The following is an 18,356-nucleotide window of genomic DNA, read 5'->3' as shown; positions in this document are numbered from 1 at the left end:
ATTAATGTCGTTCCCCTTTCATTATATCGAAGATATGGAATAGTTGTGGCAAAATAGCCGCCAAACATTCCTCAACAGCTTTTTGAGATCCCGGTAGTGCCAAAACTACTGTTTCACTTATGATTCCGGCTAAACTTCTCGAAAGCATAGCATAAGGGGTTCTATTTTGACCATAAGATCTCATGGCTTCTTCAACTCCCCAAAGTCGTTTCTCAATTAAAGGTTCGAGCACGTCTGGTGTAACATCCCGAGGTCCCAGGCCGGTTCCTCCTGTAAATACCAACAATTGATTATCATAAAGTTTAGATTGAAGTGCCTCATGAATAGTCAGTTTATCATCCGGAATAATAATAATATCGCCAACCTCCAATCCAAATTTTTCCAATTCAGATTTAATAAAAGCACCCGAACTATCTTGAGCTTTTCCAACAGAAACAGTATCGGAGCATACAATCACAGCTGCCTTTAGATTACTAATATCCGTTTTAGATATACCACTTTTGCCCCCTTTTTTAGAGAGTAGCTTCACTGATGTAATTTCTGTTTGCTTATCAATTGGCTTAAGCATATCGTACATAGTTAAGGCTGCAATTGAAGCAGCATGCATAGCCTCCACTTCCACTCCAGTTTTGTAAACCGTTTTAACGGAAACTTCGACAATTAAATCAAAGCCATCAATCTGAAATTGCAAATCGGTATACTCAATTGGTAATGGATGGCAATCGGGAATTGCAAAATGGGTGTTTTTAGCAGCAAAAAGCCCTGCCGCTTTAGCCATCTGAAAAATATCTCCTTTTGGCACCTTACCGTTCTTGATGGCATCAATAGTTTCCTGCCTGCTCACCTTCAAAATAGATTGTGCAACAGCAGTTCTAAGGGTATTATATTTGTGAGTTATATCTACCATCTACGTATTTACTTTCCAACGATATTCCTTATCCTGAAACAATTCTTTTCCAAAAATAGGCACTTCAGATTTAAAGCGTTTTGCCAAAATCTCAACTGCATTAAACAAGCCCTTTCTATGCTTGCTAGAAGCAAAAACTACAAAACAAATTTCCCCAGCTGGTACAATTCCTAAACTATGAAAAATCTGAACCTCATGTAATTGATACTCTTCCTTAATTTCTTCTATAAGATTTTCAGTGGTTTTTACAGCCATCCCCTCATACGAGGTAAATTCAATATCAGTAACCACACTACCCTCAACTTCATCTGCACGTACCCTGCCAATAAAAAAGTCGAAAGCCCCGCTATGCATATTTTTATAGCTTTCCATGGTTTCTGAAATGACCCTTTCTGGAATAGCTCCTTGATAAATTTTCAAAGGACTTTTATTATTAAAAAACTCTAATAATTCAGGTGCATTTTCCTTTAAAACATAAAGATTTCTAAATCCCTTTGCGTTTAGCTTTTCGACAGCATCCCTACTTCTATTGCCTGTTTGGCAGAAAAAATAATAGGATTTATTAGGTGAAAGTATTTCAGGCGCTGAATAGAGTTCAGACATTGGCAGCCCAAGAATTTGATCTTTTGGAAGCACGGGCTTTTCCCCAATTTCTCGCACATCAACCAAAATGCTCTCTTTCAAATCAATCAAACTGAGAGAAACTGATCCTAGGACATTACTATAGTTGTCAAACTGTTCCCTATCAATTTCAATCTCTGTGTTCTTTTTAATGTTGAATTGATGAGATCGATGATTCCAAACGTTATAAACTAGGACTTTTCCCGCCAAAACATGTTCATCAGCAAGCAAAATTTTAAAAACTTCATTTGCTTGCATTAATCCTGCTATACCCGCAGTTGTACCCAAAACACCTGTTTCTGTACAACTTAAATTTCCTGCTGTTGCATTATTATACAAACATCTATAAGTTGGACCATTATTATAGTTAAAGACCGACAGTTGAAATTCGTGTCGATATAAGGCAGCATAGACAAAAGGTTTCCCACAAATTACACAAGCATCATTGATAATATATCTTGCCTCGATAGTATCAGTGGCATCCACAACAATGTCTACTCCTTGAATTTGGTCAATTGCATTATTTGATTCCAAAAAGAACGGTAAGGTATAAATGTGAATTTCAGGATTTTGCCTAGATAACTTATCGGCTAAAACTTGAGCCTTATTTTTGCCCACATCAGTAGGATTGAAATGAACCTGCCGATGCAAGTTTGAGGCCATAATCTCATCGCCATCAATGATGCCCAACGTACCAACTCCGGAGGCCGCAAGATACGATGCTACAGCATTACCAAGACCACCAGCACCAATGATCAAAACATGGGCATTGGATAATTTGGCCTGACCTTCCAATCCAAAATTGGGCAAATTTATTTGTGGTTGATATCGCTTCATATTAACCTCCTGCAAATGGTGGCAATAAGGCCACCTCATCACTTTCTTCTAAAACAAAACTGCTATCTGAGATAATCTCTTCATTAACCGCAAACTGCAAATTTAAATCGGCAAGAAGATATCGCTCATTGAGTATTTCTACAAGTTCAGACAATCGATTTTGTTCAATGGTAATTGCCTCCTCACCTTTATTGGTGCGATCTACAACTTCCCCAAAATATTTCACATTTACCTTCATACTATACCAAAAATAACTTTATTGATGCTATTAACAGCACAACAGACAACACATATTTCAAGGTATTATTGCCAAATTTTTTGCTGCCGTAATAACTTCCTAAAATTCCTCCTACCAAAGCAAAAGGTATAAAATAAAATGCTTCTGTGGGAATGCTTCCTCCATTAATCGAGAAACCAATAATTCCAGCAATAGAATTTACAAAAATAAAGAGAGCTGAAACCGCGGCAGCTTCCTTCAAAGATCCCCAGCCGAGCAAAATAATAATTGGACTAAGAATAATGCCACCCCCTATACCAATCATACCAGAAAATAAACCTATACAAAAACCTATTACCAAGGCTAGTTTAAAACTAAAAGGCTTTGGATTAGTTGGCTTTCCAAACACATTTATCATCCTCAAAACAGCAAAAATTAATAAAACTCCTAAAATCTTCTTATAAATCAATGGATTAAGATTTAAATAACCTCCAATGAAAGCTGCAGGAATAGAGGAGATGGCAAATGCCTTGAAAAGGTTTGGTTTAAAATATTTGTGCTTTCTGAAAAACCAAAAGGAGATTCCCGCCACGACTATATTGAGCAATAAGGCAGAAGGTTTCATCACATCCATTGGCAAACTAAAAAGTGCCATCAAACCCAAATAACCGCTAGCACCTCCATGACCAATGCTAGAATATAAAAAAGCAACCACAATAAGGATTGCCAAAAACCCAATTAAATATAAAGGTTCCCCAATCATAAATCGTTTGCGATATTAATATACGGTACGATATCACCCGATTTTAATTCAGTTATTGATGGTGAAACTAAAAGCAAGGCATTACTTAAAGCAAAACTGTGTAGCATGGATGAGGCTTGATGTGAAAGAAGTGAAATTTTACCGTCTTTTTGCTCGGCTTTTAAAAACAATTGCTTACCAGTTTTATTCTGAAAACTTCCTTCAAACTTAGCATTTTGTATATTATGATTAAATTCCAGACCTCTTAAATGGCGGATAATTGGCAACACATATACCAAAAAACAGCTTAAACTGGAAGCAGGATTTCCAGGAAGGGCAACTACTAATTTATCCTCTTTTTTACCGAACCAAAGAGGTTTTCCAGGTCTCTGATTTACTTTATAAAATAGTTCCTCAACCCCTATATCAATTAAGGCCTGACGAACAAAATCGTAATCTCCTACGGAAATTCCACCAGAAATAAGAATGAGGTCAGAAATTTCAAGAGCTTTATTAATTTCCCTCGTTACATCTTCCAAGGTGTCGACTGCCTTTGTCACCGAAACTGTTTCCACACCATTCTTTTTTAGAACAGATTGCAACATTAAGGTATTACTATCGTAAATCTTTCCTTCTTCCAATTGATTTCCTAGAGCAACTAACTCATCACCTGTACCAATAACACTAACTTTTGGAGCCCTGTAAATCGGTACATTTTCTATTCCAAAATTAGCCAGATAACCTATACTGGCACTATTTAAAACATTCCCCTTTTTTAGCGCTAAATCTCCCTTTTTTATCTGCTCGCCAACATCCCTAACATTATCTCCCTTTTCAGGGATTTTAGCAATTGTAATTTCATTTAAATTTCGCTCTACATGCTCCTGTATAACTACAGTATTGGCTTCATCTGGAACTCTTGCACCTGTAAATATTCTTACAGCTTCATTGTTATTCAATGAAGGATTAAAGAACTCACCTGCCCTAACCTCTCCTATAACTTTTAAAGTCTTGTTTCCAGAATATTTAAAAGCATATCCGTCCATTGCGGACTGTCTAAATGGCGGTAAAGAAATGGGTGCGTATATATCTTCGGCCAGTATTCCATCAATAATCTCTGTTATTTTACAGGATACAAATTTTCTTTTCGGCAAATTGAGATTAATGCATTCTAGCGCCTTCTCAAATAAAATCATACGTGAATTTTGAAACATGGAAGTTATATAATTTTATTTAAAATAGTTGATACCTGTTACTAACCTTTACTTATGAAAATTCATATAATTTCGTAATTTAATTTTCAAGTATTTCAATAATTGAATAACAGTCCTAAACATAAAATAGCAGATGCATATATTCTCTGTGGCGGCAAAAGTAGTCGCATGGGCACGGAAAAAGGCCTTGTGAAAATAAATGGCAGGGCTTTAATTTCGTATGTTATGGATGCCCTAAAACCTATTGCCGAGAATATCTACTTAGTAGGAAATTCAAAAGAATATCTCAATTTTGGTTTACCGGTTTTGAAGGATATGAAACCTAACAAAGGGCCGATGGGAGGAATTTACACAGCCATGAGCTACACAAAAGCCAACGAAATTTTAATTCTTAGTTGTGATATACCTTTTATCACTACCAAGACATTAGGTAAATTGATTGCTGCAAAAGAAAATCAACATGGAGTAATTACGCTGAAAACAAGTGATGGTCGACAGCCTTTAGTTGGCATTTATCCGACCGTATTGCGCAAGTTCATTGCTGAAAACTTAAAGAATAACAACCTAAAACTAATGACATTTTTATCGGCAATTCAATCTGCCGAATTAGTTATTGAAGATAAAATTGAAACATTCAACGTAAATAGTCCCAAGGATATCCAATTGGCAGAAGAAATTTTGGGGGCTATGGGATGAAAACAATTTCAGGAATTGGATCTCAAGTTTTTCTTAAAGAGTACTTAAAAAGTCACTTTTATCAATAATTTTACAAATTGATACTATGAAACTTAGAATTAAAGGAAATACAATCCGATTAAGGCTTACACAATCTGAAGTTGACACCTTTAAGAAAATGGGTGAAATTACAGAGCATTTAAATTTTGGAGAAAACAGTCTTAAATATTCTCTGAAAAAGTCCGACAAACATGTCATCTCTGCTAGCTTTAAGCAAAATTTAATTACTGTACATATTCCCTCCCCTTTGGCTGAGAAATGGACCAATTCAGATTTGGTAGGATTAGACAATACAAACGAATTAAATGGTGAGATAGAGGGAGAAAATTATATTTTAGTGGAAAAGGATTTTCAATGCCTCCACAAACGTCCGATGGAAGATGAAACGGACAATTACCCGCACCCGTTAAACACCTAACAATTGTATATTCAATTAAAACATTATAAAACTTTCAGGAATAATATTCATAAATACATGCATGTACCCATAAGACCTCAATCCAATTTTTATTTTTTAGCCGTTTTTATCACTCTTCTCATTTATTCATGCGGAGGAACTAAGGGCACTACGGTCAACGGACCACAGCTAATTAATGCAAATATCGATTTAGTGAATGTTAACAATGACAGAGTCAAAGTTGTTGTGGCGCCAAACATCCAAATTAATACTGACACACTGAGCTATGTAATGGCAAAAATTATACCCGGCACATATGCTATTCATGATTATGGTAAATATTTAGATGATTTCCAAGCTTTCGACAAGCAAAACAATCTCTTAACGGCTACAAAAACCACAACAAATACATGGCTAATATCAAATGCCAAAAATTTGGCATATATCTCTTATTTAGTAAATGATACGTTCGATACAGAGGTAGGATTCAACCCCTTTGATGAAAATTCGGAAACGATTTTTTCACCAGCAGGAACTAATATTTTAGCTGGCAAGAATTTCGTTTTAAATATGAGTGGATTTATAGGTTACTTCCAAGGGAGTAAGGAACTTCCATATTCCGTTACGATTTCCCATCCGGAAACACTTATAGATGCCTCCGCCCTAAATGACCAAAACCCAAGCAATTCACTTGATGTTTTTAATGTAGATCGTTACGCCGATTTGGTTGATTCACCTATTATGTACAGTACCCCTAACCTTGAAAAGTTTGATATCGATGGGATGGAAGTATTGCTCTCGGTATATTCACCAAAGGTTAATCGGATTAGTGCCGCAAGTTTAACACCCGATTTGAAGAAAATGATGGTGGCTCAAAAGAATTATTTAGGGCCGATTAATAGAACCAATAAATATGCTGTTTTGTGTTACATTACTTCGGAAGACGAAGATGATGCCAAGGGAATTGGCGCTTTAGAACACAATTTTTCAACCGTAGCCGTTTTTAGGGAAACTATGGGAAGCCAAGACCTTGTGGATGTTATTTCACATGAATTTTTTCACACTCTAACTCCGCTAAAAGTGCATTCTAAGGAAATTCAAGATTTCCAATTTCTACACCCTAAAATGTCCAAGCATCTTTGGATGTATGAAGGCATCACGGAATATTTTGCACAACATTTTCAGGTTTATGAAGGTCTATATACAGAAGATGAATTTTTTGCGAAAATGATGGAAAAGATCAATTTTTCGCAAGGAATGGATGATAAGCTGTCATTTACAGAAATGAGTAAAAATGTGCTTGAACCAAAAATGAAAGCTCAATATCCTAATGTTTATTTGAAGGGAGCTTTAATGGGTATGTGCTTGGATATTATTATTCGCGAGAAATCTGGAGGGAACAAAAGTTTATTGGATGTTATGGGCGAATTGGCAAAGATATATGGTCCTAAAAAACCATTTGATGATTCTGAATTAATCCCCAAATTTACTGAGTTGACATATCCAGAAGTGGGAGATTTTATCCAAAAATATATAGTTGAAGGTGGCTCTATAGATTACGATGCCTATTTAAATCGCATGGGTATTGAGCGCACAACAGCTCAAGTGGTTCAACCAGTAATATTCATAATCGGGCAAACTCCATATATTATGCCTAACGAAACAAGGACCGAAATTGTAGCTTCCATACCGGAAGATAATAACGAGTTTTATAAGGCCATGGGAATAAAAGACGGTGATGTATTCCTTGAATTTAATGGCAAAACTGTTGATATTTCCAAGATAAATGACTTTTTAATGATGGGGTATGGAATTCCTGAAGGCACTCCTGTTGAGATTAAAGTGAGACGAGATGGAAACGAATTACTTTTAACTGGCAACGCTGTTAACAACTATGCTGAAGGTGAAGGTTTTAAATTTACCGATGAGTCTAAACAAGCCTTGAAAGACTCCTGGTTACACGGTTCATAGACATTAAATACATATTATTATTAGCAAAGCAGTCCTATAAGACTGCTTTTTTTCGCTTTGATTTCAAGACTTTAACAAAACTTTTAGATTTAGAACCGAACCCTACTTAAAAAATCTCGTAGGTATTGTAAAATGTTTAACTAAAAACCAATACAATGCAGATTTTAAAACAATTTTTAACCTTTGGGTTTATAAGTATGTTTATACTTACTACCTCTTGCAACAATGATGATGACAATATGGATGAACCTCCATTTATGGGTGATTCTAAAGTTTTTCAATTATATGCAAAGTCGAACCCTTCAATTTCTGGTACAGCCACGTTCATGCAACAAAGGGATGGGAGTACAGAAGTTCAAATTAACTTAATGGGTGTTAGTAGCGGAACACATCCATCGCACATACATTTCAACTCCGCAGCAGAAGGAGGTGATATTGCAATTACACTAGATCCTGTTGACGCCAGTGGAATGAGCTTAACAATGATTTCTGCCTTGGATGACGGTAGTCCGATTTTGTACAATGACCTAATTCAGTTTGATGGTTATATCAATGTGCATTTAAGCGCTAGCGATCTTGCGACTTTAATTGCCCAAGGAGACATAGGAACAAACGAGCTAACCTCAACAACAAAAACTTATGATTTAATGAGTAAAGATGTGGACGGTATTATGGGTACAGCGACATTCACCGAACGTGTAGACGGCAAAACCTTAGCGACTATTATGCTAGAAGAAACGACAGACGGAGGTATGCATCCAGGCCATATTCATAATAATACTGCTGCCGAAGGTGGTGGAATTGCTATATCCTTTACGCCGGTTAATGGTACTACTGGTATGAGTATGACAAGTATTGAAATGCTAGACGATGGCACTCCTATAACCTATGATGAACTATTAGATTACAATGGATACATCAATATACACCTCAGCGCTAATGATTTAGGAACTCTGGTGGCACAAGGCGATATCGGCCAAAATGAATTAACCGCAGAGAGCAAAACGTACGATTTAATGAGCAAGGATGTAGAAGGTATCATGGGAACAGCCACTTTTACAGAACGTGTTAATGGTACTGCCTTAGCCACAATAATGTTAGAAGGCACACCTGACGAAGGGATGCATCCAGCACATATTCATAATAACACGGCTGCTGAAGGAGGTGGTATTGCAATCACCTTTACTCCTATTGACGGTACCACCGGTATGAGTATGACACAAATTGGGATGCTAGATGATGGTACAGCAATTTCTTATGACGATCTCTTAATGTACGATGGTTACATCAATGTACATTTAAGTGCTGAGGATTTAGGAACTTTAGTAGCTCAAGGAGATATAGGTCAGAACGAGCTAACAGGCACGATGGATTCGTATGCCTTATCTTCTGTGGCGAATGCAGCGATTAGTGGAACGGCTACATTTATGGAACGCTTAAATGGTGAGACCTTAGTAAAAATAGAATTGGATGGAACAACCACCGGTATGACACACCCTGCACATATCCATACTGGATCCGTTGCTAATGCACCAGGTGCTATTGCAATTTCTTTAACTAGTGTAGACGGTGGTAGCGGTATAAGTTACACAAATGTTTCTCAATTAGATTCTGGTACTGCCATAGACTATACAGCAATGACAAGCATTGATGGTTATATTAATGTGCATTTAGCTGCTGAACAGTTAGACATTTTAATTGCTCAAGGCAATGTAGGAGCTAATGCAAATTAATGTGTAAGTACTGTTTAATGTTAAAAGGCCCTAAATGGGCCTTTTTTTAGTCTTATAAAGTAGTGGGTTATTTTTACGGACTAACTGCCCCAAGAGCATATAACTGTTCCATTGTTGGAGCTTCACTTCCACCAGCAGGTTCTAGTGTAATTCCGAAGGCTTCAGATTCATTGGCATTCGCTAATTCAAAAAGACGTTGGTCATTCGTATCGAATTCATCCAATAAACCTATGCTTACAGGTGTTAATGGATTTAAAGTTAAAGACCACACTTGGTATACCATACCTCTCGGTGGTTCTGGTAAACCTTTTGCATCTACAAAGACACGGTCCTGATCTTTGTTCCAATAAACTTTTGCGTAAGAATTTGGAGCAACTTGTTGTCCTGCGAGAGAAATGACAGATAAATCTCGATCCCTTAGTTTGTCTAGTAGTCCATTGGTCTCAACTAATCGTTCACGTGTTGAAGAAACAGAATCTTTTAATTCAATCAATTCTTGATTGCGAGTATCAACAACCTGTTGTAATTCTTGGTTTTGCTGATACGTATAGAAAAGACCTAAACCGACAATAACGGCAGCAGCCCAACCCGTATAAGTAAGCCATGGTAACGGTCGGACTTTTTCGACCTTAATTTCGGTTTGCCCGAGGCGAGGTCGAATCGATTCAAAACTTGACGCTTTAATGTCGGAAAGATTTTCAGCCAAAATTTTGACAGCTTCTTCAATTCTTTCAATTTCAGATTTAATTTCAGGATGTAGCTCAGCCAATCGGGCAATTTCCAAATTTTCTTTTTCGGAAAGTTGTCCGGCAACATACAGTTCTAGTATCCCAGAATCTATGTAATTAGCTACGTCCATCGTTATCGTTCAAATTCTCCCTTAATTTACCTATACATGCTCTATTACGCGTTTTTACAGTTCCCAGAGGAATATCTAATTCTTCCGAAACTTCTTTTTGGGTAAAACCTTTGTAATAAAGCATTTCAATTATTTGAAGACATTTCTTTTTAAGACCTTTCACCATACGGTTAAGGATATTGAAATGCTCTTCGGAATAAGTGCTATCTTGGGCTTCTAACCTACCTACGAAAGATTCAGTGGTAAGGTTTCGTTTTTGTTCCTTAAAATGTTTAGATCTGGTCTCATCTATCGCAGCATTGCGAGCAATATTTAAAATCCAAGTAAAAAATCTTCCTTTAGAGTTGTCGTACATGTCGGACTTCTCCCAAACCTTCATAAACACATCTTGGCAAATTTCCTTTGCTCTTGCCTCATCTCGAACAACATTGGCTATCACTCCCTGTATACTTTGGGAATACATTTCATAAAGACGCTCAAAAGCTGACGCGTCCTTCTTTTTAAAACGTAATACCAATTCGTCTAAACTCATCTATAGTTTTTGTAGGATGCAATATAAGCCACGGTCTAGTTTCATATTAACCTAAGAAAGCTATAAATGAACTTATATTAAACGTAAATTTAAACTATTGGAATTTAGGAACTAAATAAATAAGTGATAATTCCCTACAAGATTCTAATTTAAATGCGTTCCTTTATAGAATTAGAATACCTTTCAAACTAAGGGGTTACTCAAATCAGTAAATACTTCAAGTTTATAAACTATTCTATTTTATACATTCGGAGTATAATCTTTAGCATACATTATACATTCTTCTCTTTTTATAAAAATCGGGTCGATTCCAAATGACGATTACCGCCTAAATTGAATTGAATAACAATCTTATTGATTGAAAATTAAATTTCAAAAAACGTGAACCACTAGGCAGAATAGGTTCATTTCATTGGTTAGATACTTTTGTCTCGCCAGAATTAATAAAAAAAACCAAATGATAATTATTTCAGTTAATCCGGGAGAACCAATAGAAAGAGCCCTAAAAAGGTACAAACGTAAAGTGCGTAACGTGAAACAACTCCAAAACATTCGTGAGACCCAATATTTCACTAAAAAATCAATTCAAAAACGCAACCAGTTGAACAAGGCAATTTATAAACAAGGGTTAAAGGTCAAAGAAGATATATAAAGAATGAAAACTAATCTCAATCTTTCAGTCCTAATAGATGGCGACAATATCCCCTCAACCTACGTGAAAGATTTGTTAGAGGAAATTGCAAAATATGGTAATCCTAGTATTAAGCGTATTTATGGAGATTGGACGAAACCGCATCTTTCTAAATGGAAATTGGTGCTGTTAGAAAACGCCATCACCCCCATACAACAATACGCTTACACCCAAGGAAAAAATGCAACAGACAGCGCCATGATTATAGATGCTATGGACATTTTATATTCTGGGAAGGTGAATGGGTTTTGTCTAGTTTCAAGTGATAGTGATTTTACAAGATTAGCCATCCGTTTAAGAGAAGCCGGTATGGTCGTTTATGGGATAGGTGAGAAAAAAACACCTCAACCTTTTATTGCTTCGTGCGATCGTTTTATTTATTTGGAAATACTTAAAAATGAACCTGACACAGATCAAAAAAACACTTCTAACAGCAGGAGAGGATTTACGAAAACAGAACAGATTTCTCCAAAAGCTGAACGTTTAATTTTATCTGCTATCTCAGATGTTGAAGATGAAGATGGTTGGGCATTTCTTGGAGAAATTGGGGCCTTGTTGCAAAAGAGACATCCAAATTTTGATGCCAGAAATTATGGTTTTAAAAAATTAACTCCTTTGGTAAAATCAATTCCAAAGGTTGAAATAGAAAAACGAAAAAACCCTAAAGGAAATAGGAATTTGATCTATGTAAAAATTAAAAGTACATAATGCCCATGAGACAACTTAGGATTACCGCCCAAATTACCAATAAAGAAGAAGCCTCCTTAGGACGATATCTTCAAGACATTAGTAAAATTCCGCTTATCAATGGAGAAGAGGAAGCTGAATTGGCAAATAAAATCCGAAATGGGGACCAAATTGCATTAAAAAACTTGGTCCAATCCAATCTGAGATTCGTTGTTTCGGTGGCGAAGCAATATCAAAATAACGGTATTCAATTGTCAGATTTAATTAATGAAGGTAATTATGGACTGATAAAAGCTGCCTTGAAATTTGATGAAAAAAGGGGTTTCAAATTTATTTCTTATGCTGTTTGGTGGATCCGACAATCCATAATTCAGTCCTTATCAGAACATGCAAGAGTTGTTCGCCTTCCTTTAAATAAAATTGGAGTTATTAATAAAATGAACTACTCGATAACCTTTTTAGAACAAAAGCATGAGCGACCACCAACCGCTGAGGAAATAGCAGACATTTTAGAAATTTCTTTACAAGAGATAGAAGATTGTCAAAAGCTCTCTAGTTGGAATATTTCCTTAGATGATTCAATTAAAGAAGGAGAAGACGCAAACAAACATGATTTATATACAGTTTCGAAGTTAGATTCTCCTGAAGAGGCTCTTCTAAAAGCATCGCTTGTGATTGAATTGCGAAATTTATTAAATAATCTTTCCTACAGAGAAAATGAAATACTAACACTTTTCTATGGGCTTAATAATTGCAGCCCTAAATCTCTTCATGAAATAGGCAGCGAAATAGGTTTGACTAGGGAAAGAGTAAGGCAAATTAAAGAAGCTGCCATCGTTAGATTGAGAAGATCACAAAACTCCAAAACCTTATTAAAATATCTAGGGGATTAATACAACTAAAAAAGTAATCGATCTATTCTAGTTCCTTTGTTGCCTTATCCAATTCGTTATAATAAGATTTAACAACATCCTGTCCGTATTTGCGCTCTAAACGACGAATGACAAAATGGGCTTTTGCCATATTTTGAAAATGGTCAATGAAAAGATAATTAATCAAACCTCCTCCTGCAGCGCCGACAAGAGGGACGGCTTGGGCGACAAATTTTTCTGAAACTTGAACGGTAAATCGAGAAGCGATTAGTCCTAATACTTTGATAACTGGGTTTACACTTCCCATCATAATTTTGCCTACGCCTTGTAAACCATATTTTGATATATAAGCTCCAGCACCTTTAAGTGCAGTACCCATAGCAACTCGGGTGGCATAATATCCCGTATCTAGGTTATCATCATCTTTTTGGGAACCTCCTAAAGCAAAGACTTCAAGGCATGCCAATTGGGTGTTAACATCATATATATCCTCTCCTTCGCTTCTGGCAATATCCATTATGGATCGCATCATAAATTTGGTGGACACCAAAAGTTCTGCGGCAAATACACTTGCACCTAAAGGATTAGCAGCACCAAGTAATCCACTACCAGCACCCGTAGCACTTACCAATAATTTGTAGGTTGCAGAAGAAGGCTCTTTAAAGTCTCCCTTTTTATTCATTGTTCGAAGGTTACTCTTCAAAATTTTCAATAATATGGAATGTATGTGGGTATTAAGCCATTCCCTCTGTTTATCAGATAAAAATTGAAGGCCGGTTTCTACAGTTGATCCAACCTTATTCATTGCCTTCATCAGAAAGCCAATATCTTGAATTGTATCTTGGGCAATTTGCAATTGCTTTAAATCTTCAACATTCATTTGAGGTGATTCACTCAGCTCTTCCATCGTATTTTCAACCTTTTCACTCATTTCTCGAATATTTAAAATTTGGTTATATCAAAAATAAAACAATGTGAGGTAATGAAATAGCCTAATTGAAACTTATAATAACAGGAATAGAATCCTATAGAACCATATTTGCAAATGGAGGATTGAGAAATAAACGTAAATTTAGGGTCATTATATAAATCCTTACCAATGAAGAACTTCCTCATAGTACTATTTCAACTCGCTGTAATTCCGTTTTTGACATATGCACAAGTCCCTAATAATTTTGAGAAAGAACTTGACAAATTAATTCAAGATGGAATGAAACTTTGGGAAGTGCCTGGAGTAGAATTGGTGGTTGTTGAAGACGGAGAGGTGGTTTATTCAAAGGGATTTGGTGTCGCCTCTATTGAAACCAAAAAGCCGGTTGATGAACATACATTAATGGTTTGTGCTTCTACCACCAAGGCTTTTACCGCTGCTGCAATGGCGACTTTAGTCGATCAAGGAAAATTGAAGTGGACAGATAAAGTAAGTGATATTTTACCCGATTTTCAATTAAGTGATCCCTACATAACTAAGGATATAAATATTATTGACTTATTCACCCACCAAATAGGACTACCCAATAGCGATTATCTGTGGACGATGATGGAAATACCTGCGGATTCGGTTTTATATCGAATGCGTGAAGTTCCGATGTCCTATTCACTCAGAAATGGACATGTTTATCAAAATATAATGTATGTCGTTGCCGGAAAAATCATTGAAAAACTTTCTGGCCAAGATTGGGGCGTCTATTTGAAAAAGCACATTTATGATCCATTAGGCATGGATGAAACTTATGCATATCAATCCCAAACAGAAGGAATAGTGAACAAAGCATCTGCACATGACAAAGTCAATAATGCGGTTATGGTAATCCCCCAATCTAGGGCAGATCTTATCGGTCCCGCCGGTTCCATGTGGTCTAATATTGATGATATGGGGAATTGGTTGAAATTTCTCTTGAATGAAGGTGTTGTGGATGGCGATACTTTGATTAGCAAAAAACAATTCAAAAAACTTTTTGAACCTCATCATATTATCCCAGAATCGTCCTTTTATAGTTCACAAAAATTTACAAAACCTCATTGGAGAACCTATGGCTTGGGATGGTTTCAACACGATTATAAAGGGGAGATGGTGAATTTCCACACAGGTAGTTTATCGGGTATGCATGCCATAGCTGGACTTATTCCGGATAAGAATATTGGTGTTTACTATATGGCAAATATGGATAATTCAGAGTTACGGCATTCCTTAATGTATGCTGTTTTTGATTTATTGTTGGAAGGAAAAGTAAGCCGTGATTGGAATAATGATATTTACAATGTGTACAATCCAAAAGATACAAAAACAAAACCAGATCCTAAACCTATCGCTAATTCTCCAGCAACATTCAACACTGAACAACTACTCGGAGAATACATTCATAAAAAATTTGGTTCAATTAAAGTATTTAAGGAAAATGGTTCATTGCGATTTAATTTAAACGACAAACTTTTTGGCACCTTATCCCATTGGCATTACGACACCTATCAACTCGAATACGACCGAAAGGATTGGGGTACAGATTTGGTCACCTTCCAAAGAGGTGAAAATGGAGAATTAGGGAATCTGCTTATCTTTAATGAGATATTTAAACTCACGAAAAAATGAGAATACTAATTCTTGTCTTGACGACTATTGTAGCATTTAATTCTTGTAAACAAGAAGAAGAATCACCCCTTTTATCTTCTGGCGAAGTACAAAAGCAAATATTAGATAAGGCTAGAGAAGTTGTTTGGGGGCTAAATCATAAAGATTCAGATACTTTAATGTCTCAATTTTGGAAATCGGATGACGCACTTTTCATTATAAATGGAAATATGGTGAAAGGTTATGACAATATTGAAAAAGGATTAAAACAGGGCATGTTGGCCAGGAAACTGTTTCAACTTAAAATTACCAATGAATTTGTTGAAGTTTTTACCCCAGTATCTGCTATGCATGTAGCCGAATTTGAACAAGAAGTAACCGACCAGAACGATAGCGCCTTTACTGAAAAAGGCTCTTGGTCTGCTTTTTATCGAAAGTTAGAGGATCAGTGGAAGGTAGTCTTGGTACATGAGTCATATTATCCACTTAAACCCAAAACAACTTCGGAAGCGGGAGAAGAATAATTATTTTATTCCTCTTTAAGGATCAAACTTGAAATGTAAATCAACAACTAAAAAATACAGCCCGCTAATGCGGGCTGTACTATAAACAAACTCTGATAATTAGGCTTTAATTATTTTATCCAGTTTCTAAAGGCGAATTAATAAACTAGATGTTCTATAACAAATATAGAGAAGTGTTTAGTAGACAACGGATAATGAGAGTTTAATAAAGTTTAAAGAAAGTTTAAAAAGTTTAAAGAAAGGCAAAAGGAATTATACTTTTCTTTTATTTATGTCGTATTCAGAAACATGGCCAAAAGACATATTTACATTATAGTATTTGCCGTAGCAATTATTGTTCTTTTAATTGTGCAATACCAATATTTAAGGATAGGATTAAGTTTAGCTAGAAATCAATTTAACGTTAAACTTGAAAAGGCCGAGACAGTAATAAAGGAAGATTTAAATACTGAAAACAAATTAACCTTTTTAATAGGAGAAGCACTTGGAGAAGCTACATATTTCAATATTTCTCAGGATAGCTTAATTGATGCAAGTAATAATTTCCTTCGTGATCAACTAATAGGTCGATTAACCGAAAATAGCCTTCCAGACGATTTCTCCTTCAGATTAAAAGATTCAGAAAACAATGTTCTTTTATTTTCGCCAGACACCGTGAAAATGGACGGACACATAATTTCTTACCGAATAAATCTACAAGGGTATCTACCAGATTTATTGAAGAGAAAACTTTCGCTAGAACTTCAGTTCAAAGATTTAAATGCTTATTTCCTTTCACAATTAAATGGTTTAACCTTCCCCACATTGCTATGTATTATTGCCATCTGTATAGTTGGAGTTTGGTTCTTTATATCATATTACGGACAGCAACAATTGATTACTACAACTAATGATTTTATCAACAACCTAACCCACGAGCTCAAAACACCCGTTTTCTCGATTGGATTGGCAACTAAACTAATCGAGGAAAAACCCAAATATGAACAAAAGCCATTAATCGAAGCAATTAAAGAACAATTACAAAGGCTAAATAGACATATAGATCAAGTTCTTAAACTTGGAAGCTTGGAAAAACACGAAGCAGCCGTACCACTTACAAAGTTAGATTTACATCCTTTTTTAAAAGAATGGTGCGAGAGCTTTAAGGTCAAAGCTACCCATGAGCAATTTCATTTTGAATATGAAATTGGTGATGAGTCCTACCTTATTAAGGGAGAAACATCCCACTTGGAAAATGCCATTAATAATCTGTTGGATAATGCAAAAAAATATTCTGAGGATCCTATTATTAATTTAAAAGCCTTTAAATCGAAAGGTCACCTTTTAATTGAAATTAAAGACAATGGTATTGGGATTCCGAAAAAGGAGTTGAATAAAATTTTTCAAAAATTCTATAGAATTCCAAATGGAGATATCCATAAAGTTAAAGGGTATGGATTGGGTTTAAGTTACGTTCAAGAAATCATTCGTAGACATAATGGTAAAATTTCTATGGAAGCAGCTGAACCAAAGGGAACAATTGTAATATTAAAATTACCTTTGATTAATGAATGAAGGCAAAATACATATTCTGCTGCTTGAGGATGACGAGACTTTGGGATACCTGCTTTCGGAATACCTAAAACTTAAACAATTTGAAGTAACCTGGTGTAAGCAAGTTTCATCGGCTAGAGAAAAATTAAACCATTTAAAATTTCAGCTGGCAATATTGGATGTAATGTTGCCAGACCGGGATGGCTTTAGTTTTGCTGAAGAAATTTCAAAAACCTCTCCAGAATTGTCATTCCTGTTTTTAACTGCTCGGTCTCTTAAAACTGATGTCCTTAAAGGATTTTCAATTGGCGCTGTAGACTATATTAAAAAACCTATTGATGAAGAGGAACTCGTTGCACGCATACACGCCATATTGCGGCGCAATTCTTCTCAACATCAGCTAAGTGAGGAAACAATTCACAAAATTGGTCTTTATAAATTCGAACCTTCAAAACAGGAATTGTCTATCAATGGTGAAATTAAATCACTTACAGCAAGGGAAAGTGATATTCTTTCAATGTTAGTCTCAAACGCAAATGAATTAACTTCATATGAAGACATTATGAATAATATATGGGGGGAGGACGATTACTTTAGCCGCAAAAGTCTAAATGTCTATATCTCAAATCTCCGCAAATACTTACGAAAGGATTTGAACATGAAAATCGATAACGTTCACCGCAAGGGGTTTATCCTAAAGATTAGAAACCGTTAG

19 protein-coding genes are annotated in these 18,356 nt (G+C 35.8%); 11 read left to right on the top strand and 8 right to left on the bottom strand.

The window, feature by feature from the left end; translation table 11 throughout:
* Position 1 precedes the first annotated feature (1 nt).
* Genes moaCB through ISU00_RS07195 form a run of 5 tightly spaced genes read right to left on the bottom strand, consistent with a single transcriptional unit; the run spans position 2 to position 4,520 of the window.
* A complete protein-coding gene (gene moaCB / locus ISU00_RS07215; protein WP_228853381.1) occupies positions 2–907 on the bottom strand; it encodes a bifunctional molybdenum cofactor biosynthesis protein MoaC/MoaB in 906 nt (301 codons plus the stop codon).
* Entirely contained in the window at positions 908–2,365 is a 1,458-nt protein-coding gene (locus ISU00_RS07210; protein WP_228853380.1) for a ThiF family adenylyltransferase, read from the bottom strand. It abuts the gene before it with no gap.
* 1 nt (position 2,366) lies between these two features.
* A complete protein-coding gene (locus tag ISU00_RS07205; protein ID WP_228853379.1) occupies positions 2,367–2,603 on the bottom strand; it encodes a MoaD/ThiS family protein in 237 nt (78 codons plus the stop codon).
* A 1-nt stretch (position 2,604) separates the two neighbouring features.
* Positions 2,605–3,345 carry a sulfite exporter TauE/SafE family protein gene (locus ISU00_RS07200; protein ID WP_228853378.1) on the bottom strand — a complete coding sequence of 247 codons (741 nt, stop codon included), beginning with the start codon at positions 3,343–3,345 and terminating at the stop codon, positions 2,605–2,607.
* The gene (locus ISU00_RS07195; protein ID WP_228853377.1) at positions 3,342–4,520 is read right to left on the bottom strand and encodes a molybdopterin molybdotransferase MoeA; all 1,179 of its coding nucleotides are present in this window, start codon (positions 4,518–4,520) and stop codon (positions 3,342–3,344) included. Before ISU00_RS07195 ends, ISU00_RS07200 begins: the two co-directional genes overlap by 4 nt.
* Positions 4,521–4,640: 120 nt before the next feature.
* On the opposite strand from ISU00_RS07195, the gene mobA reads away from it, so the two are divergent.
* From mobA to ISU00_RS07175, 4 genes are all read left to right on the top strand, one after another.
* Positions 4,641–5,234: a molybdenum cofactor guanylyltransferase gene (mobA, locus tag ISU00_RS07190; protein ID WP_228853376.1), complete on the top strand. Its 594-nt coding sequence runs from the start codon at positions 4,641–4,643 to the stop codon at positions 5,232–5,234.
* Positions 5,235–5,319: 85 nt separating this feature from the next.
* Positions 5,320–5,691, top strand: coding sequence for a DUF7009 family protein (locus ISU00_RS07185; protein WP_228853375.1), 372 nt, complete (start codon positions 5,320–5,322; stop codon positions 5,689–5,691).
* A 3-nt stretch (positions 5,692–5,694) separates the two neighbouring features.
* The gene (locus tag ISU00_RS07180; RefSeq protein ID WP_228853374.1) at positions 5,695–7,641 is read left to right on the top strand and encodes a M61 family metallopeptidase; all 1,947 of its coding nucleotides are present in this window, start codon (positions 5,695–5,697) and stop codon (positions 7,639–7,641) included.
* Positions 7,642–7,796: 155 nt separating this feature from the next.
* Positions 7,797–9,374 carry a CHRD domain-containing protein gene (locus ISU00_RS07175; protein ID WP_228853373.1) on the top strand — a complete coding sequence of 526 codons (1,578 nt, stop codon included), beginning with the start codon at positions 7,797–7,799 and terminating at the stop codon, positions 9,372–9,374.
* 73 nt (positions 9,375–9,447) lie between these two features.
* On the opposite strand, the gene ISU00_RS07170 is transcribed toward ISU00_RS07175, so the two are convergent.
* Both ISU00_RS07170 and ISU00_RS07165 read right to left on the bottom strand, forming a co-directional pair.
* On the bottom strand, positions 9,448–10,233 hold the full coding sequence (locus ISU00_RS07170; protein ID WP_228853372.1) for an anti-sigma factor: 786 nt from the start codon (positions 10,231–10,233) through the stop codon (positions 9,448–9,450).
* Positions 10,220–10,765: an RNA polymerase sigma factor gene (locus ISU00_RS07165; RefSeq protein ID WP_228853371.1), complete on the bottom strand. Its 546-nt coding sequence runs from the start codon at positions 10,763–10,765 to the stop codon at positions 10,220–10,222. The genes ISU00_RS07170 and ISU00_RS07165 overlap by 14 nt, the downstream gene beginning before the upstream one ends.
* Positions 10,766–11,222: 457 nt before the next feature.
* Between ISU00_RS07165 and rpsU the strand changes: the two genes are divergently transcribed.
* From rpsU to ISU00_RS07150, 3 genes are read left to right on the top strand one after another with little or no spacing between them, the layout of a single operon-like run.
* Positions 11,223–11,417, top strand: coding sequence for a 30S ribosomal protein S21 (gene rpsU / locus ISU00_RS07160; RefSeq protein WP_228853370.1), 195 nt, complete (start codon positions 11,223–11,225; stop codon positions 11,415–11,417).
* Between the two features lie 3 nt (positions 11,418–11,420).
* The gene (locus ISU00_RS07155; RefSeq protein ID WP_228853369.1) at positions 11,421–12,164 is read left to right on the top strand and encodes an NYN domain-containing protein; all 744 of its coding nucleotides are present in this window, start codon (positions 11,421–11,423) and stop codon (positions 12,162–12,164) included.
* Positions 12,165–12,169: 5 nt separating this feature from the next.
* Positions 12,170–13,036, top strand: a complete 867-nt coding sequence (locus ISU00_RS07150) for a sigma-70 family RNA polymerase sigma factor (RefSeq protein WP_228853368.1) — start codon at positions 12,170–12,172, stop codon at positions 13,034–13,036.
* A 22-nt stretch (positions 13,037–13,058) separates the two neighbouring features.
* Here ISU00_RS07150 and ISU00_RS07145 read toward each other — a convergent pair whose 3' ends face one another.
* Complete coding sequence (locus ISU00_RS07145; RefSeq protein WP_228853367.1) at positions 13,059–13,946, bottom strand: EcsC family protein; 888 nt, start codon at positions 13,944–13,946, stop codon at positions 13,059–13,061.
* Positions 13,947–14,114: 168 nt separating this feature from the next.
* Between ISU00_RS07145 and ISU00_RS07140 the strand changes: the two genes are divergently transcribed.
* The 4 genes from ISU00_RS07140 to ISU00_RS07125 all read left to right on the top strand — a co-directional run bounded on the left by ISU00_RS07140 (position 14,115) and on the right by ISU00_RS07125 (position 18,356).
* Positions 14,115–15,605, top strand: a complete 1,491-nt coding sequence (locus ISU00_RS07140) for a serine hydrolase (RefSeq protein WP_228853366.1) — start codon at positions 14,115–14,117, stop codon at positions 15,603–15,605.
* Entirely contained in the window at positions 15,602–16,108 is a 507-nt protein-coding gene (locus ISU00_RS07135) for a nuclear transport factor 2 family protein (protein ID WP_228853365.1), read from the top strand. Before ISU00_RS07140 ends, ISU00_RS07135 begins: the two co-directional genes overlap by 4 nt.
* Before the next feature lie 288 nt (positions 16,109–16,396).
* Positions 16,397–17,662, top strand: a complete 1,266-nt coding sequence (locus tag ISU00_RS07130) for a sensor histidine kinase (protein ID WP_228853364.1) — start codon at positions 16,397–16,399, stop codon at positions 17,660–17,662.
* Positions 17,655–18,356, top strand: a complete 702-nt coding sequence (locus tag ISU00_RS07125; protein ID WP_228853363.1) for a response regulator transcription factor — start codon at positions 17,655–17,657, stop codon at positions 18,354–18,356. Before ISU00_RS07130 ends, ISU00_RS07125 begins: the two co-directional genes overlap by 8 nt.

The sequence above is a fragment of the Aegicerativicinus sediminis genome (genome assembly GCF_015476115.1).
GTDB lineage: Bacteria > Bacteroidota > Bacteroidia > Flavobacteriales > Flavobacteriaceae > Aegicerativicinus > Aegicerativicinus sediminis.
The sequence above is the reverse complement of the archived record's forward strand: the minus strand, read 5'-3'. Positions and strand labels throughout refer to the sequence as shown.

Coding starts and splice junctions, on each gene's coding strand:
- moaCB (WP_228853381.1), bottom strand. CDS start 907: ATGGTAGATATAACTCACAAATATAATACCCTTAGAACTGCTGTTGCA.
- ISU00_RS07210 (WP_228853380.1), bottom strand. CDS start 2,365: ATGAAGCGATATCAACCACAAATAAATTTGCCCAATTTTGGATTGGAA.
- ISU00_RS07205 (WP_228853379.1), bottom strand. CDS start 2,603: ATGAAGGTAAATGTGAAATATTTTGGGGAAGTTGTAGATCGCACCAAT.
- ISU00_RS07200 (WP_228853378.1), bottom strand. CDS start 3,345: ATGATTGGGGAACCTTTATATTTAATTGGGTTTTTGGCAATCCTTATT.
- ISU00_RS07195 (WP_228853377.1), bottom strand. CDS start 4,520: ATGATTTTATTTGAGAAGGCGCTAGAATGCATTAATCTCAATTTGCCG.
- ISU00_RS07185 (WP_228853375.1), top strand. CDS start 5,320: ATGAAACTTAGAATTAAAGGAAATACAATCCGATTAAGGCTTACACAA.
- ISU00_RS07175 (WP_228853373.1), top strand. CDS start 7,797: ATGCAGATTTTAAAACAATTTTTAACCTTTGGGTTTATAAGTATGTTT.
- ISU00_RS07170 (WP_228853372.1), bottom strand. CDS start 10,233: ATGGACGTAGCTAATTACATAGATTCTGGGATACTAGAACTGTATGTT.
- ISU00_RS07165 (WP_228853371.1), bottom strand. CDS start 10,765: ATGAGTTTAGACGAATTGGTATTACGTTTTAAAAAGAAGGACGCGTCA.
- rpsU (WP_228853370.1), top strand. CDS start 11,223: ATGATAATTATTTCAGTTAATCCGGGAGAACCAATAGAAAGAGCCCTA.
- ISU00_RS07155 (WP_228853369.1), top strand. CDS start 11,421: ATGAAAACTAATCTCAATCTTTCAGTCCTAATAGATGGCGACAATATC.
- ISU00_RS07150 (WP_228853368.1), top strand. CDS start 12,170: ATGAGACAACTTAGGATTACCGCCCAAATTACCAATAAAGAAGAAGCC.
- ISU00_RS07145 (WP_228853367.1), bottom strand. CDS start 13,946: ATGAGTGAAAAGGTTGAAAATACGATGGAAGAGCTGAGTGAATCACCT.
- ISU00_RS07140 (WP_228853366.1), top strand. CDS start 14,115: ATGAAGAACTTCCTCATAGTACTATTTCAACTCGCTGTAATTCCGTTT.
- ISU00_RS07135 (WP_228853365.1), top strand. CDS start 15,602: ATGAGAATACTAATTCTTGTCTTGACGACTATTGTAGCATTTAATTCT.
- ISU00_RS07130 (WP_228853364.1), top strand. CDS start 16,397: ATGGCCAAAAGACATATTTACATTATAGTATTTGCCGTAGCAATTATT.
- ISU00_RS07125 (WP_228853363.1), top strand. CDS start 17,655: ATGAATGAAGGCAAAATACATATTCTGCTGCTTGAGGATGACGAGACT.